This is a genomic window from Paenibacillus silvae, assembly GCF_014639235.1.
GTDB lineage: Bacteria > Bacillota > Bacilli > Paenibacillales > Paenibacillaceae > Paenibacillus > Paenibacillus silvae.
Genome location: NZ_BMFU01000005.1, coordinates 225624 through 240914 on the forward strand (window position 1 = coordinate 225624; position 15291 = coordinate 240914).

Here is a 15291-nt window from a genome sequence, read left to right on the forward strand (position 1 = left end):
CATTTGATAATTCATTCAATCCTGATATTCCGAATGACCATGTCTGGAGCAGCCGAACAAGTAACATGCTGAGTTTACGGATGTCATGAAATCAAGCGGTGGTACGTACCCTTCGGAGATTTTGGCCAAAATTTGCATATACTCCTGCTTCTCCATTTCCAGCTGCTTGAGGTACACGGCTTTGTCACTTTCTGTCCATTCCTCATCACACAGCTCCGCCTGCTCTTCCTCGATATCATCCTGTTTTAATTGAATACACTGCTCCGTGATTTCAATCGCAGCTTGCCTTGCATTCATTTGCACCAGGGCATAAATATATCTGCACACCCAGTCAGGTGACTTGTAGTACGTGCTCCATGACTTTTTAAACCAGTGAACCGCTTCTGAGAAGCATTGCAACTCCACATACAGCTCGGCCACATGCACTTCCCCGGCAAAATGCTCATCCTCTTCTGAAAAAGCATGCAGCTTGTGCCTGGCATCATTCATTCGCCCCAATTTAATCAAACAGTAGATGTGACTGTACATCGCATAATCCGAAGGCTCCGCACTTTGCAAAAACAACGCCGCAGCCTGATCCCATTCTCCCAGATGGTATTTGGCGACGGCAAGATTGTTGACGGCTTCTTTGGAGGTCTCAATGGCAATCGAACGCAATAATACAGCCTTCCCCTCAGCCCATCTTTCCTCCCGAACCAAGATCTCACCCAGCAAACTGTAAGGAAAGTGCGAGGTTGGATTCAAATTCAGTGCTTCTTGCAACAGCTCCATAGCCGCTTCTACTTCGCCTTCTTCGTGATAATACATCCAGGCCAGATTCGTCAACGACTGAACATTTCTCGATTCGCTTAATGCTGCTCTGAACAGCGCTAACGCCTCATCATACTCATTATTTTCATAACACTCGATGGCTCTTTGATTTTTACTCAAGCGGTACGCCCCCCCCTCCTTGCATATGTGTGACCTGTGTACGCCATACCTTTGAAAAAAGCGAGCCACCTATCTATAGGGGACCCGCCTGTATAAATGATTATAAAGTTCCTTTTTGCTTGCTGGCCTGCATCTGCTGGGCAAAACGCATCATCTCTTCAAACTCTTCCTCCGATACGCTGTCATCATCATGGCTTATGTCTTGTACAATCGGAATTTCGGGTTTGGCTTTGGTTCCTTTGCCGTATGTACGGGTGCGGGTTCCAGCTGCTCCTGCAGCCTGCTTGCCTTTTACCTTCGCCTGATCACGAATATATTGCACAGCCTTCTCATACGTATTGACTTGCTTTAGCAGCATATTAGAAGCAATAGCCTCTACAAAATTACGGTTAATTCGCTGCTCTCCGCCAGAAACAAGCAGGGCCATCAAATAGTGAATCAAAACGTTGATCACTTCTCCGGGCAGCTTGTAGCTCAGATCAATTTTTGCAAAAATATCAATCAGATTATCCGGCACAGCTCCCGGGAAGAACGTCTGAAGCAGACGAGTGTACGGCTCGTTGCGCAGCATCATGTTGTACTGGTGAATATCACACTTGGTCGCAAACTGCGGCGGAACCTCGACATAATACTCCATCTGCACCACATGCTCTACCGGCGGCTCACCTGCATCGGCATAAGGCTGTGGCTCCTCCATGTGCTGCCGAAGTGCAACCACTTTGGCGGCTTGGACTGTCTGCTGCTCCTGACGTTTCTTTGTCTGTCTGAATTGCATGCTCGCTTTGTGCTGCAGCTCATCCAAAAGCAGCTGGCCCTGCGGATTAAAGATATCGTCCTCATCCAGCAGCCGACATACATCCTGCACACTGAGATTAAACTTGTTCACAACATAATTGACAATGCCAAGCTGTTCATGATCAAAGCGCAGCTGCTCCACATAACGACGGTTCACCGACTCCCGCGGGAATCGTAAAATGATGTCGGCATAATTCAGCGTCATCTCTTCTGCTGCATCATTGGTGCCTGTTCGCTGCGCGGAGCTGGATACTTCGGACAAGGCCTGTTCCAGCTCATAATCAATGACGTGGGTGTTCAATTCAAATATATCGTAGAAGGGAACAGAAATATTTTCTTTATTAGCAGCGGAGTAGGGTGCTTCCCCATTCTCGGCAGCCGAGAATCCGGCTCGCAGGGAGAGCACTGCGAACTTGCCAATTTTATCTCGAAGCAGCAGTGTCAAATGCTGTGTACGGAAAAACTCTGCCGGCGAGAGCGGCGGCTGCAGCTCATACTCGTAGATGTAATCGTCATTTTCGGGAGTGTACACCCGCGACGTCTGAAGAAGGCCCACAGCCTCCAGCTTGGACGCCTGCTCAACCAGATATTTACGCCCCTTCTCACTAGGCTCCAGCCCCAGGGTCATAAATAACCTGCGCTGCTGCTCCAGCGGGGAATAACCAACCTGTTCTCCGGGAAGATGCTGAAATAACAGCCGATACAAGCCGACCGCAAAAGCACCTACCATAGGCTGGTAAGCTCCTGTAAGCATGCGGTCGTCCAGGGCGCTTAGTCCAAACTCCCTGTATACGCAGTAGCGATGATGTTCGGTATAATGATGCAAATTCTTCATGCGCATAACCTGATCTCCTCTTTCCCAAAGACTGTTTTTCTATTCTATCATAAAAGTCCGATCCTCAAATGCTCAAAAACAGGTAAAAAACAGACTCGTTCTCACTCCGTTTCGTCCTAGGTCGACATCGTTCACGTTTTCGCAGAATTGGGCGAATTTTCAAATAAACTGATTCACTCCATAAAGCCGCGCTAGATTACTATAAAAGCTGTAGTCCCGGAATACAAGTGAAAATATAGTCCATTATTTACTTCATATATATGAGAAAAGGCGGACAGACATTCCCATACTTCATAGTATAGGGAAAAAGCTTTTTCTAATCGAGCATGCAAAAAAAGCCTTTCCTTTGCACGCGTATGCCTATGCGCCAAAGATAAGGCTTTCTTCAATTCAGTGCGGCAGCTGCCTTCGCTTTCCAGCCATCAGAACATGCGATATCCGCCCAGGCGCAGCTTCTGAATCGTCCAGCCGCTAATAATGGCCCCCGCCAGTCCGGCAACTCCCGTCATATAATCTACCAGCTGGAATGATGCCAGATGTGACATGAGGGTGGACGAGTGATCCCATAAGGAATATACAACCACAGGTAAAATGACGATAACAAACAAATAGGAAGGAAACCAGGTGGTCTTCATAAGCATATTCAAAATGAAACCGATACCAAACATCATCACAAAAAATAACACCATTAGTACAAGCACCGGTATAAATTGCATTGGCTGACGTTCACCTCTTCTTTCACCCATTCGGTTTTCTCTTCGGGATAGTAGTAAGTTTACCGCAAAAAATGTGGCGAAGCAACGAACTTTCTGGACAAATCTGCCGATTTTCACGAGAAGATCATTTGCCCTTCTGCTTCATGATGGGATACAATATAACGATAAAGCACTGAACCATCCCTTACCGGGATTTGGAAATATAACCTGCAGGAGGAACAAAACCCATGAACGAAGCAGCATCAACTCTGGAGGGCTGGTATGCCCTGCATGATTTTCGCTCCATGAACTGGACCGCTTGGAAAGCAGCAGATGATGAAGAGCGTGCTGTTGCCCTGGACGAGCTTCAGGAGTTTTGGAACGAATGGAAAAACGTGGAGCAAGCTTCCCAAGGCAGTACCGTTGTTTATACGGTGATTGGCCAGAAGGCAGACTTTGTCATGATGCATCTGCGTGAAACGCTGGAAGACCTGAAAGCTGTTGAGAATGCTTTTAACAAAACAACGTTTGCCAAGTACACAACTAAAGCTTACTCGTATGTCAGCGTGGTTGAACTGAGCAACTACCTCGGTAAAGAGGGCGAGGATCCGATGCAAAATCCGGAGATTGTTGCTCGTCTCAAGCCGGTGTTGCCGCAGCGCCAATATATCTGCTTCTACCCGATGAACAAAAAGCGTGAGCTGAACGACAACTGGTACATGCTGTCTATGGACGAGCGACGCAGCATGATGCGCAGTCATGGCATGATTGGTCGCAGCTATGCGGGCAAAGTGAAACAAATTATTACCGGCTCTGTCGGTTTTGATGATTGGGAATGGGGCGTTACCTTGTTCGCGGATGATGCGCTGCAATTCAAAAAGCTCGTTTACGAGATGCGTTTTGATGAAGTAAGTGCACGTTACGGCGAATTTGGTTCATTCTATGTAGGAAGTCTGCTGAATGAAGGCTCATTGGAAGAAATGCTGAAGCTGTAATTTGTTCCATACATGCAAGAATCGTGCAACTTGCCTTCTACTGAGGCAGGCTGAACGATTCTTTTTAATTTCAGGACAGCATAAAAAGCACCGCGGATATATCCTTTAAGGATCGCTCCGCGGTGCTTTTTTGCATACCTATTACGCACTTCAAGCTTGATTGGGATCTGTATAATTTGAATTGTTTAATGTTTACACAAAAAACGGAGAGGACAGAAAAAACCTGGAAAAGCAGAGCGGTCGCCTTTATCACCGGATTTTCCCTTTAAGAAAAGGGAATCCAAAAAATCTGGGGATAACAGCGATTGGAAGGTTATTCTGTCATCGGAGTGCTTCGTGTAAATTAATCTCTTTCAACTTAACTGAAGTCTCAATCCTGCTCCTCTTCATCCACAGCTTTCAGAGATTCCAGAAACTCGGCGGTCGCACGATCACGATCACGGCTTTTTTCCTTCAGGCGCTCGATAGCTGGCAGGATGAGAATATCCACTTCCTTCTGCACGATATAGGCGAGATCATACTGGTTCTGTTCCTCCAGATAACCGCCAACCTGCATCAGTCCGTTGTACCGATCCAGTTCATCCCGCGTTAACAGACCGCGAACCTGCACACTGCAATGTCTCATCCGAAAAACCGTCCTTTCCTCAGAACCAACGGAATACCTCCGATGATGAACAAATAGCGCAGATCCACCAGCTTCTTCAATTGCGCTGCCTTCCAGCCCTTGTATTTTTTATCCCCAACAACTGCAATCGCTTCTCCCTTACCCAAGGAAGCAACCGTACCTTTGCTGGTAAATTCAAAAGGCTGAGGCTGTTTGCTGCGAATGGCTGCGACAATATTTTTCGCACAGTTTACACCCTGCTGCATCGCAATCTGTGCTGTTGGCGGATAGGGTCTGCCCTCTTTGTTAAATACAAGAGAGTTGTCCCCGATCACATACACATGTTCATGACCGGGAGCGCGCAAGTATTCGTCCACTTTCACACGTCCACGCATCACTTCAAGCCCAGCCTGTTCAAGTAAGGAATTGCCCCGAATTCCACCCGTCCATACCACAGTAGCCGCATCAATCTTCTCGCCTTCTCCGACGATAACACCGTCAGGCAGACATTGTTTAATCGGGACTCCGATTTTAAACGTAACCCCTTTTTTCTTCAGCACATTCATGGCATGCTCGACCAGTTCGGGATCAAACCCCGGCAGGGCAGATGGAGCCGCTTCCACGTTATAGATGTGTACATGCTTGGGATCAACGTCAAACTCCTTGCATAGCTGCGGGATACGATCTGCCAGCTCGGCAACGAATTCAACGCCACTAAAGCCCGCTCCGCCCACAACGAACCGAATACGGTTTCGTTTGTTATCGTTTTTGTACATGGCAAATTGATATTCGATATGTTCACGGATCAGCCTTACCGAGTTGATGCTGCGAATAGTCATGGCATGCTCAAGCATACCTGGTATGCCGAACGTTTCCGGCTCTCCGCCAAGTGCAATAATCAGATAATCGTAAGACAAGGTGCCGTCTTCCAGAATGACCTTGCGATCCTGAAGCCGAATCTCCTTCACGGAGGATTTCACCAGATCAATCTTGAACTCGTCAATCAGCTTAGAAATAGAAACTCTCGCGTGTTCAATTTTATCTGTGCCGGCTGCCGGCATATGTAGATGTGTAGTAATATAATGATAATCATGCCGATTCACTAATGTGACGTCAGCTTCGTTATAGTTCAGTTCCTTCTGCAGCCGCTGGGCTGTCAGAATTCCGCCATATCCCGCTCCGAGAATGACGATTTTGGGAATGCTGCTCATGTCTGTACCCCTTCCGGTTTTGCTCGCACCCTCCCTTCAACAGGTGGAATGCAATACACTTCCTTAAAATGCTCTTACTTACAAGTATTGATGAGGTCTTATCCATTATGACGAGAAATGTAAACTTCGTGAATGTATTTGAAATTCTATACGCATATCATCGATTTGAGTTGTGAAATTGACCACAAGTTTCCACAAAACGCGAGATTGTTCCGACCTGACATCATCACTCTAATTTTGACAAAAAAACACATAGTACAGGTCAAGGATATCTGTATTTCTCGTAAAGATCAAGGTTTTTTTTGTTATTTTTCATAACCTTTCATTTCCAATTTCACCCTATTCTCATCTGATCTTCATCAATTATTCTCAGATTCGTGATGCAGCTAACTTTGCAACCCGGATTCCACCGTTTATAATAGGAAGGACAGTTTGACACCCATGCAGATTATGTGACGTAATTTGCAAAAATAAAACCTGTTCCTTACCTATTAAAATAAGAAAGGTGTTGTTGATTTTTGACTGCACAAACTTCCGGTCATGAAATGACCGATCTGCTTATTATCGGCGGCGGTCCTGCTGGCCTATTCGCTGCATTTTACGGAGGTATGCGTCAGGCATCCGTTACACTCGTTGAAAGCATGCCTCAGCTTGGCGGACAGCTTGCAGCTCTCTATCCGGAAAAATACATTTATGATGTAGCCGGCTTCCCGAAAGTAACAGCTCAGGAGCTGGTGAATAACCTGATTGAGCAAATGAGCCATTTTAACCCGAATATCCGCCTGGAAGAAAAAGTGGTTTCGGTCGAGAAAAAAGAAGAACAGCATTTCATCGTAAAGACAGATGAGAATGAATATCATGCCAAAGCGGTTATCATTACGGCTGGTGTCGGTGCATTCGAACCTCGTCGCCTTGAACTCGAAGGTGCAGCCAAGTTTGAAAAAACAAATCTGCATTACTTCATCAGTGATTTAAACGCTTTTGCAGGTAAAAAAGTTTTGATCAGCGGCGGCGGAGATTCCGCTGTAGACTGGGCGCTTATGCTAGAGCCCATCGCTGAGCAGGTTACACTGATTCACCGGCGGGACAAGTTCCGTGCCCATGAGCATAGTGTGGAAAACCTGATGAATTCCAAGGTTAACGTAGTAACACCGACCGAAATTACCGAGCTTCATGGGGATGACACGATTACAAAGGTCACTCTTGCTCATGTCAAAACCAAAGAAACTCAAGAGATTGAAGTGGATGATGTCATCGTTAACTTCGGCTTTGTTTCCTCCCTTGGCCCGATCGCAGAATGGGGAATCGAGATTGACAGCAATTCTATCGTTGTAGACTCCCGTATGGAAACATCAATTCCTGGCATTTTTGCTGCGGGTGATATTACGACTTATCCAGGCAAGCTGAAACTGATTGCTGTCGGCTTCGGTGAGGCGCCTACGGCAGTGAACAATGCCAAGGTATACTTCGATCCTGAGGCGAAGCTTTCTCCAGGACACAGCAGTAATATGAAACGTTAATTGAACGATAACCACATCTTATGTGGTAAAACCAATCGTATAATTGGTACAAAAAAGGGTATCTTACTCCTGAACGATTCCATAATCAGGAGGGATACCCTTGTCTTATATATGCCCGCTGTGTAACGGTCTGGTTGTACCGGAGCAGGCTTGTCCCCACTGCCTCCAGGGACTGTCAGAATGCGGCAAATTGGACGACTACACCGGACCGTACAGCCCCTACGAACTTCAGGCTTCCTCTGACATGGCAGACGAAACCAAGAGCGTTTGCAATCACCTGATGTATTGTCACCATTGTCAGACAAGCATCGTACAGCCTGTCTCTTTATGGGACTTGTCCGGAAACCTGTAACATTGCCTGCAATGAGGATCTCTAGTGAAGAATGGCAGATACGTTGGTATCCAGTTTGCGCTTATGGATTTCTGCCAATAGCAGCGCGATGAAATCTCGTTCGAGATCCAGTTCGATCGCTTTATGGTAGGAATCCAACAACATCTCATCGGATAACATAGCCATTTCCCGCCACAACCTTTCCTTTATTTTCCTCAAAACTATCATATCAGAGATTCCCAAAGAGAACAAGCGTTCCTGTTATCCACAATAACATGTGGAAATCCTGTGTATAGATTGTTGATAATTGGAAAAAACATAGAATATATAACAGTGGATAATGTGGACATTATTTATACACAGGACATATGAGTACCCTATTAGAACTACGAATAAACAAAAATTTAGAACTATTTTCATATTTTCCAGCGTTTCTCGGAATGTATTACCCAAGATTGAAAATTTTCAAACGCTTTTCTTACCATTCCTCTTGTATATACTATCGGTTTTTCCTGAATTTCCTTTAGTCTTTTTACCTATTTTCATCGAGGTCTGGTATTCACTTCCAAAATCCATATTTTCCCTGAGTGATCCAGCCCGTAGTCAAAACCCAGCTGGCCTATGCCTGGCAGCTGACTTTCCATAATATGTGTACAAGCCAACGTCAAAGAACGCATCTCCCGACGTTTGTACCGATTCGCAATATGAGGCAGTGACAATGCCAGCGCCCTTTTGCCGGACAACATCGTACCTCCCCTGCTCAGATTGGTTACGCACAGACCGGGACGAGCCCATCTCCCGACCAAAGAACGAAATACCCAGCCCTGTTCGGTCTTGACTACCTTAACTCGATAGTCCACAGGTCTTCCGTGGATCGTGGCAAGATGAATGCCTTGCTGAATCAAATATTTACGTCTCGCCTTCACTCGCAAGAGGGAACGATACATCTGCCCGAAATTATTAAATGAACGGTTAACGTTCATATGTGTATACCTGTAAACTCCGCCGCTTCGGGACACTCTGATAACACCATATCCACCACCGCCAACAATCGGTTTAATATATACCATTCCATAACGGTGCAGCATGTGAAGCAGATTGCCTGAATTAAATGTCTTTGTCTGCGGAATATGGGCAGCAGCGACCGGATATTTCATTAAAAGCGCCGTCTTGCGCCATTTGCTTGCTAACTGTCTCGACATAGGTTGATCTCCTCTCTCCAAACAATGGTCCTACCTTATACATACTCAACCCATGATCGGTTTTCTTGGATGATTGTCCAAGGCAGGGGCCCCTTTTCCAGGGAACCTGTCCCGCTTGGATTCGAGGAATACGGGACAACAGCCGCTTTGCTTTTCAAACGCTTCAATCTGTCGTATGCTACTAAAGAATGGACTTGTAAAGGAAAAATGAGGATTTAAGGAGCGTTCAGAAGACATGGAAGCATTTTTCAAATCACTGTACGGTGTAGCCTATTTCGCAATGTCTATCGTTCTGGTTGCGGTGACGATACTTCTCTTTGTCATCGGTATTCGTCTTTTTATCAAAAAACGCAATCGAGGCTTTGCCCTGAGCTGCATATTGTTTGCCTGTTTCATCGTCTTTATCATCGTTGTTATGCTGACCACGCCCTTCTCTGCCACGCCTCCAGGCTCGCCGGAAGCGATGGCTGCCCTGTACCGTTACGGGTAACTGAACCTCTGTAGAAGGAGACATTTATGACACAACATAAAACACTTGGCATTGTTGATATCGGCTCCAACTCCATTCGACTGGTCATCTATGAGTTACATGATGAAGGAGCCTACCGCATTATTCATGAAGACAAGTATGCTGCCAGGCTCAGTGGAGTTGTCGAACCGGACGGTACAATCCAGCGTTCTTCACTGAATACGGCCATAACAATTCTGCGTCAATTCAGGGCGACCTGCGAGTCATACCAGACCGTGGACATTCGCGCCGCTGCTACAGCTGCCATTCGTAATGCGGTCAATGCGGCACAGATTATCCAGTGGCTCGAGAGTGAAACGGGACTTACGATTGAATGTGTCTCCGGCGACCGGGAAGCCTACTACGGATTTTTGGGTGTCATTCAGTCCATTGAGCTGACAGACGGATTTGTGGTAGATATCGGGGGCGGAAGTACAGAAATTACGGTGTTCCGCAATCGCCAAAGATTGCACAGCGTCTCCCTGCCCATCGGTGCTGTAAATTCGCATGCGCGTTACGGTGGCGAGGATGAATGGACCGAAGAAAATGAACAGGCGTTATGCAATGAGGTCATTGCTGCATTGCAGAATCAGGACTGGATCGGAAAGCATCCGGGGCTGCCGCTAATCGGATTAGGCGGCACGATGCGTACTCTGGCAAAAGTAGAGCAGAAACGAATTCAATACTCGCTGCCGATTACGCATCACTATGAAATTGGTGAGGAAGCGATGGAAAATATCGCTCGTACCTTGCCCTACCTGACTTCCGCTCAACGGAAAAAGGTGCCTGGCCTTGCCAAAGATCGTGCAGATATCATTGTGCCGGGTGTACTGATACTGCGCACCATCTTCCGTCTCATTCAAGGAGATCGTTATGTCGTAAGCGGAGCCGGGTTGCGGGATGGACTGCTGAGAGATTATTTGGCTTCCGGTCAACCTGCAGCTCCGGATGCTCTGAAAGACAGCATTCGTAATTTCCTTCACTTCGGCCCACCGATTCCACAGAAGCGTCTGCAGCGTATTTATAAGGATATGCTTACCTTGTACACAGCGCTGCAGGGAGCTGCTCCTGATGCATCGGAAGATCATGTTCTGTATACTGCCTCCATGCTGCATATGGCTGGCAAGCAGATTAACTTTTTCCGTTACACACAGCACTCGGCATACTGGATTATGAACGCCAGCATTTACGGACTCTCTCATCGGGAAACCATTCTTAGTGCCATTGCCGCCGACTATCACCCGAAAAAAAGAACACCTCAGCTCATTCAGAAGCATGAGGACATTCTGAACGATTCGGATGTACGGCGCGCTCATCGGATCGGCTCGGTGCTGCGTACAGCCGAAGCGATAAACCGCGCTGAGAGCATCGCCGCCATACATGCACACGTAGAAAAAGACTCGCTGCTGGTCACGTTGACCTGTACAGACGAGCCTCTTCTGGAATTGAACGGCCTGGAAGATGCCGTCAAAGATGTGCAGGAAGCTTGGGGAATTACGTTAAAACACTCCATTCAGCAGGCTTCCAAGGGATAATTCCCATCGCCTCCGTCTGACTTCTCAGCGGGGGCTTTTCATTTTTTACAAATACATAATTGCCGTTTGGCATAAGCTGTCTTGCCTTCACATTGTCGTTCAGAGACAGATTCAGTATATCCACCAGCATCTTCTTCAATGTCGGATCAAATACAGGACACATCAGTTCAATGCGCCGGTTCAAGTTCCGGGACATCCAGTCTGCACTTGAGATGAAAACATCTGGATTGCCATCATTTTCAAAATAAAACAAACGTGAATGCTCAAGGAAACGATCCACGATGCTGATGACACGAATGTTCTCGCTCAGTCCTTCTACGCCTGGACGCAGGCAGCACACTCCGCGCACAATCAGATCAATCTGCACTCCAGCCTGGGAGGCAGCATATAGCTGATCGATGATATCCTGATGGGATAAGGAGTTGATCTTCGCAATAATTCTTGAACGCTTGCCTTTCAAGGCATGCTCGGTCTCACGCTGGATCAGAGCAAACAACTCGTCCTTCATCCCGTCCGGTGCAACACGGAAGGCCTGCAGCGCCTTGGGTCCGGAGTATCCGGTAATCTCGTTAAATAGCTCGGATGCATCTTCCCCGATTACAGGGTTAGAAGTGAACAGCCCAACGTCCGTATACACTTTGGCCGTGCTCTCGTTATAATTCCCTGTGCCAACGTGAACATAACGACGCAGCCCCTGCTGCTCCCGGCGTACAACGAGAATGATTTTGGCATGTGTTTTCAGGCCCACCAAGCCGTAAACGACATGACAACCGGCCTTCTCCAGCTTGCGTGCCCAAGCGATGTTGCGCTCTTCATCAAACCGGGCTTTCAGCTCCACCACCACCGTGACCTGCTTGCCGCTCTCAGCTGCAAGAGCTAGTGCGGGAATAAGTCTCGAATCGCCATTTACCCGATACAGCGTCATTTTTATCGCCAGAACCTGAGGGTCCTCCGAAGCCTCCAGAATGAAATCTGTTACCGGCTCGAACGATTCGTAAGGATGATGCACCAGCACGTCTCTTCTGCGCAGCAGTTCAAAATGACTCTCTCTTGGCACAAACTCCGGCGGGTAAACGGGCTGCACCGCACTGTACTTGAGATGAGAGAAGCCGTCTAGACTATCTACAAATCCAGCGAGGAAGCTGAGATCCAGTGGTCCGTCAATTTCAAAAATCGGGTCCTGAATCTCAAATTCATCCTGCAGCTCCTGCAGTGCGTCACTGCGGAAGTCTTTGCATACTTCCAGCCTGACAGGCGCTCCGCGACGTCTTCGCCGCAGCTCTTTTTCAATCGCCTCAAGCAGATCTTCAGCTTCCTCCTCGTTAATCGAAAGGTCAGCGTTACGCGTCACTCTGAATTCCTGCACAGCCAGCGACACATATCCGCTAAAAAGCGTATGAACATGCTGTTTGATCAGATCCTCGATCAGAATGAATGTTTTCTTCTTGCTGTTCGCCCGCAGGGGAACCGTCACAATACGAGGAAGATTGGAAGGCACCTGCACAATTGCCATAAAGGGCTCGCCATCCTGCTCTTCTTCCTTTTGCAGCATAACGGATAGATAAACAGACTTATTGTGTACCAGCGGGAACGGACGGCTCTGGTCTATCGCCATCGGGGTCAGCACCGGAAAAATAATATCATGATAATATTGATCCATCGCTCGCTGCTGTGTCACGTTAAGATCGACATACTCCTGAATAAGCACGCCCTTCTTGGCGAGAAGGCGAACGAGTTCACGATATGTTTTATATTGCTCCGCGACCATGGCCCCGGTTCGTTTAATCAATCTGCGGTATAAGCCCGAAGGGGTGTAGCCTGTGAAGTCTTTTTGCGTAAATCCAGCCTTGATCTTCTCTTTGGTCTCCGCCAATCTGACACTGACAAACTCATCCAGATTGCTGGCTACGATGCCAAGAAACCTCATGCGCTCCAGCATCGGCGTTGTAGAGTCCTGAGCCTCCTGAAGTACACGTCTGTTAAATTCAACCCAGCTCAAATCACGGTTAACATAATTGCCTGTTTTAATGTCCTTATGCATGTCTGGCCTCCGAATGTGATGCATGTCAATTCTTATTCGAACTTCTTTTATAATTGTACTATTCGTAATCGACTCCAAGCGTCATCGGAATGTTAACGGGGTGTTAAATTTATGTAAATGATAACTCATGACCGCAACTTTTTCCATCCCTTTACAAAGGGCAGTAGACAAGGTAAAGTGAACTACAGTGTGATTTGATCGGCTGTTGTTATTATTCCATATTAAAGTCATTTTAAAGGAGTCTCCCATGAAATCGAACAAACCTAGAACGCTACAAAAAAATATTGAGTTTTTCACCGCCGCCCTGTCTCAATGTGTAGTTACCGCATGGCAGGAAGATCCGGCAGGTGTATATTGTGAAGTGGGCCGAGGCATCGTGGAGCGCATCAGTGATGAAAGTGTGCGAATCCGCAATGAGAATGGTACGAAGAGCCATTACGCACGCGAAACAACGATGTTTCAAACCGAGAAATAATTTTTGCGTAATAATGAAAAAAGACTAGCTTTCCGAAACAGAGTGTTGTATACTCTTGCCACAAGGAAAGGAGGTGCGTCAACATTTCTAATCACATGTTGAACGTGTCCCTTACCCGATCCACTAGCTCCAATTAACAGGAGACTGATGGAGGCGCGGGATACGGATCAATGTTTCAAAAAGCGCCACGGGTAGAAAAGCCGTCTTCGGACGGCTTTTTGTTTTGCCCTTTTTGAACTCTTTTCAAATGTTATGCAGGAAGTGAGCCGAGCAGAATTTGGGCATAGAGGTTAAGAAAACAACCAAAATATTGCAAACCGACCCTTTAGCACCTTGAATGCAGGCGGCTATAATGAGGATGCAGTCCATCATATAACCGAGGAGGCATGTTGTAATGTTCAAAAATGTAAGGGGTTTCAAGATCAAAACAAGTATTTTGCTGGCTTTTGTTTTGTTATTTACTGCTGTTCTGCTGCCTGCAGGCCAGCATGCTAGCGCCGCGCCAAGTTTTGCCAAGGGAGCTGACATCAGCTGGGTTCCCGGTATGGAAGCTCAGGGGTACAAATGGAAGGATAAAAACGGGGTACAACGTGATATTATTGATATTTTGAAAAATGATTACCAGATCAACTCCGTTCGGATCCGGGTATTCGTTAATCCATCGAATGATTATGGTAACGGTTACATGAATAAGGATCGTGCAGCCGCTCTTGCACAGCGTGCCAAAAATGCAGGCATGAGTGTTATGCTCACGCTTCACTACAGCGATTCCTGGGCAGATCCAGGTCAACAAACCAAACCGGCTGCATGGAAAAACTACACTTTCCAACAGCTGATGGACGCTGTATGGAACTATACGCGTGAAGTAATGACAGCGATGCAAAGCAAAGGCGTTACACCGGATTGGGTACAGATCGGTAACGAAACGAGCAACGGCATGTTATGGGATGACGGAAAAGCCTCTGTTAACATGAAAAACTATGCATGGCTCGTGAACACAGGACATAATGCTGTAAAATCCATCAGCAGCGGCACCAAAACGATCGTACATCTGGCAGGTGGCGACGACAATGCGCTGTATGTCTGGAATATTGGGGGCCTTATCAACAACGGTGCTAACTTCGACATGATTGCCATGTCTCTCTACCCTTCCGCTTCCGGCTGGAATACAGCTGTGACCAACACGGTTAACAATGCGAAGGATATGATCAATCGTTATGGTAAAGAAATTATGATCTCCGAAATTGGCATGGACAACAATCAGGCGGCAGCAGGCAAAAGCTTCGTAGCTGCGATGAAAAATCAAATTCGCAATCTGCCAAATGGCAAAGGAAAAGGCGTATTCTACTGGGAGCCGCAGGCTACACCTGGCTATAACGGTGGATACGGCAAAGGCGCTTGGCAGTCCAATATGATGCCAACGGCTGTCATGGAAGGGTTTATTGACTAAGGCACGGGGTTAGAAGCCTTTACAGGAGGGATGGAGCTGCGGGTAGACGTTCCGGGGGCGGGGCGTTCCTCCGATCGCTGGTTGTCCTCGGATTTCTTATATTCCCCTTGTGTGGGGAAAATCCGATGACAAACGCGCACGCTTCGCTTCTACAGAATCCCTCC

The 15291-nt window shown here is 47.1% G+C and carries 15 protein-coding genes; 7 read left to right on the top strand and 8 right to left on the bottom strand.

Features of this window, described 5'->3' with window-relative positions; genetic code table 11:
• Positions 1-15: 15 nt before the first annotated feature.
• From IEW26_RS18760 to IEW26_RS18770, 3 genes are all read right to left on the bottom strand, one after another.
• On the bottom strand, positions 16-930 hold the full coding sequence (locus IEW26_RS18760; RefSeq protein WP_188593447.1) for a CDC27 family protein: 915 nt from the start codon (positions 928-930) through the stop codon (positions 16-18).
• 100 nt (positions 931-1030) lie between these two features.
• Complete coding sequence (locus tag IEW26_RS18765) at positions 1031-2566, bottom strand: replication initiation and membrane attachment family protein (protein WP_188593448.1); 1536 nt, start codon at positions 2564-2566, stop codon at positions 1031-1033.
• Positions 2567-2982: 416 nt separating this feature from the next.
• Positions 2983-3276 carry a YuiB family protein gene (locus IEW26_RS18770; protein WP_111269556.1) on the bottom strand — a complete coding sequence of 98 codons (294 nt, stop codon included), beginning with the start codon at positions 3274-3276 and terminating at the stop codon, positions 2983-2985.
• Between the two features lie 227 nt (positions 3277-3503).
• Between IEW26_RS18770 and hemQ the strand changes: the two genes are divergently transcribed.
• Positions 3504-4250 (top strand): hydrogen peroxide-dependent heme synthase, encoded by a 747-nt coding sequence (hemQ, locus tag IEW26_RS18775; protein ID WP_111269489.1) that lies wholly within the window; start codon positions 3504-3506, stop codon positions 4248-4250.
• Between the two features lie 370 nt (positions 4251-4620).
• Here the strand turns inward: hemQ and IEW26_RS18780 are convergent, their stop codons facing one another.
• Both IEW26_RS18780 and IEW26_RS18785 read right to left on the bottom strand, forming a co-directional pair.
• Complete coding sequence (locus IEW26_RS18780) at positions 4621-4875, bottom strand: hypothetical protein (RefSeq protein ID WP_111269490.1); 255 nt, start codon at positions 4873-4875, stop codon at positions 4621-4623.
• A complete protein-coding gene (locus IEW26_RS18785; RefSeq protein ID WP_111269491.1) occupies positions 4872-6065 on the bottom strand; it encodes an NAD(P)/FAD-dependent oxidoreductase in 1194 nt (397 codons plus the stop codon). The genes IEW26_RS18780 and IEW26_RS18785 overlap by 4 nt, the downstream gene beginning before the upstream one ends.
• Positions 6066-6583: 518 nt before the next feature.
• On the opposite strand from IEW26_RS18785, the gene IEW26_RS18790 reads away from it, so the two are divergent.
• Together IEW26_RS18790 and IEW26_RS18795 are read left to right on the top strand one after the other, a co-directional pair.
• Positions 6584-7585: an NAD(P)/FAD-dependent oxidoreductase gene (locus tag IEW26_RS18790; protein ID WP_111269492.1), complete on the top strand. Its 1002-nt coding sequence runs from the start codon at positions 6584-6586 to the stop codon at positions 7583-7585.
• A 100-nt stretch (positions 7586-7685) separates the two neighbouring features.
• Positions 7686-7937 (top strand): hypothetical protein, encoded by a 252-nt coding sequence (locus IEW26_RS18795; protein ID WP_188593449.1) that lies wholly within the window; start codon positions 7686-7688, stop codon positions 7935-7937.
• A gap of 21 nt (positions 7938-7958) precedes the next feature.
• Here the strand turns inward: IEW26_RS18795 and IEW26_RS18800 are convergent, their stop codons facing one another.
• Positions 7959-8102 (bottom strand): sporulation histidine kinase inhibitor Sda, encoded by a 144-nt coding sequence (locus tag IEW26_RS18800; RefSeq protein ID WP_111269493.1) that lies wholly within the window; start codon positions 8100-8102, stop codon positions 7959-7961.
• Positions 8103-8458: 356 nt separating this feature from the next.
• The gene (locus IEW26_RS18805; protein ID WP_188593450.1) at positions 8459-9118 is read right to left on the bottom strand and encodes a YheC/YheD family protein; all 660 of its coding nucleotides are present in this window, start codon (positions 9116-9118) and stop codon (positions 8459-8461) included.
• Between the two features lie 235 nt (positions 9119-9353).
• Between IEW26_RS18805 and IEW26_RS18810 the strand changes: the two genes are divergently transcribed.
• Positions 9354-9608 (top strand): hypothetical protein, encoded by a 255-nt coding sequence (locus IEW26_RS18810; RefSeq protein WP_111269495.1) that lies wholly within the window; start codon positions 9354-9356, stop codon positions 9606-9608.
• Positions 9609-9634: 26 nt separating this feature from the next.
• A complete protein-coding gene (locus IEW26_RS18815; RefSeq protein WP_188593451.1) occupies positions 9635-11161 on the top strand; it encodes a Ppx/GppA phosphatase family protein in 1527 nt (508 codons plus the stop codon).
• Here the strand turns inward: IEW26_RS18815 and ppk1 are convergent.
• Positions 11121-13202 (bottom strand): polyphosphate kinase 1, encoded by a 2082-nt coding sequence (gene ppk1, locus IEW26_RS18820; RefSeq protein WP_188593452.1) that lies wholly within the window; start codon positions 13200-13202, stop codon positions 11121-11123. The genes IEW26_RS18815 and ppk1 overlap by 41 nt on opposite strands.
• A gap of 247 nt (positions 13203-13449) precedes the next feature.
• Between ppk1 and IEW26_RS18825 the strand changes: the two genes are divergently transcribed.
• Together IEW26_RS18825 and IEW26_RS18830 are read left to right on the top strand one after the other, a co-directional pair.
• Positions 13450-13677 (top strand): hypothetical protein, encoded by a 228-nt coding sequence (locus tag IEW26_RS18825; RefSeq protein ID WP_111269498.1) that lies wholly within the window; start codon positions 13450-13452, stop codon positions 13675-13677.
• A gap of 394 nt (positions 13678-14071) precedes the next feature.
• A complete protein-coding gene (locus IEW26_RS18830) occupies positions 14072-15127 on the top strand; it encodes a glycoside hydrolase family 53 protein (RefSeq protein WP_373288502.1) in 1056 nt (351 codons plus the stop codon).
• Positions 15128-15291: the final 164 nt, after the last annotated feature.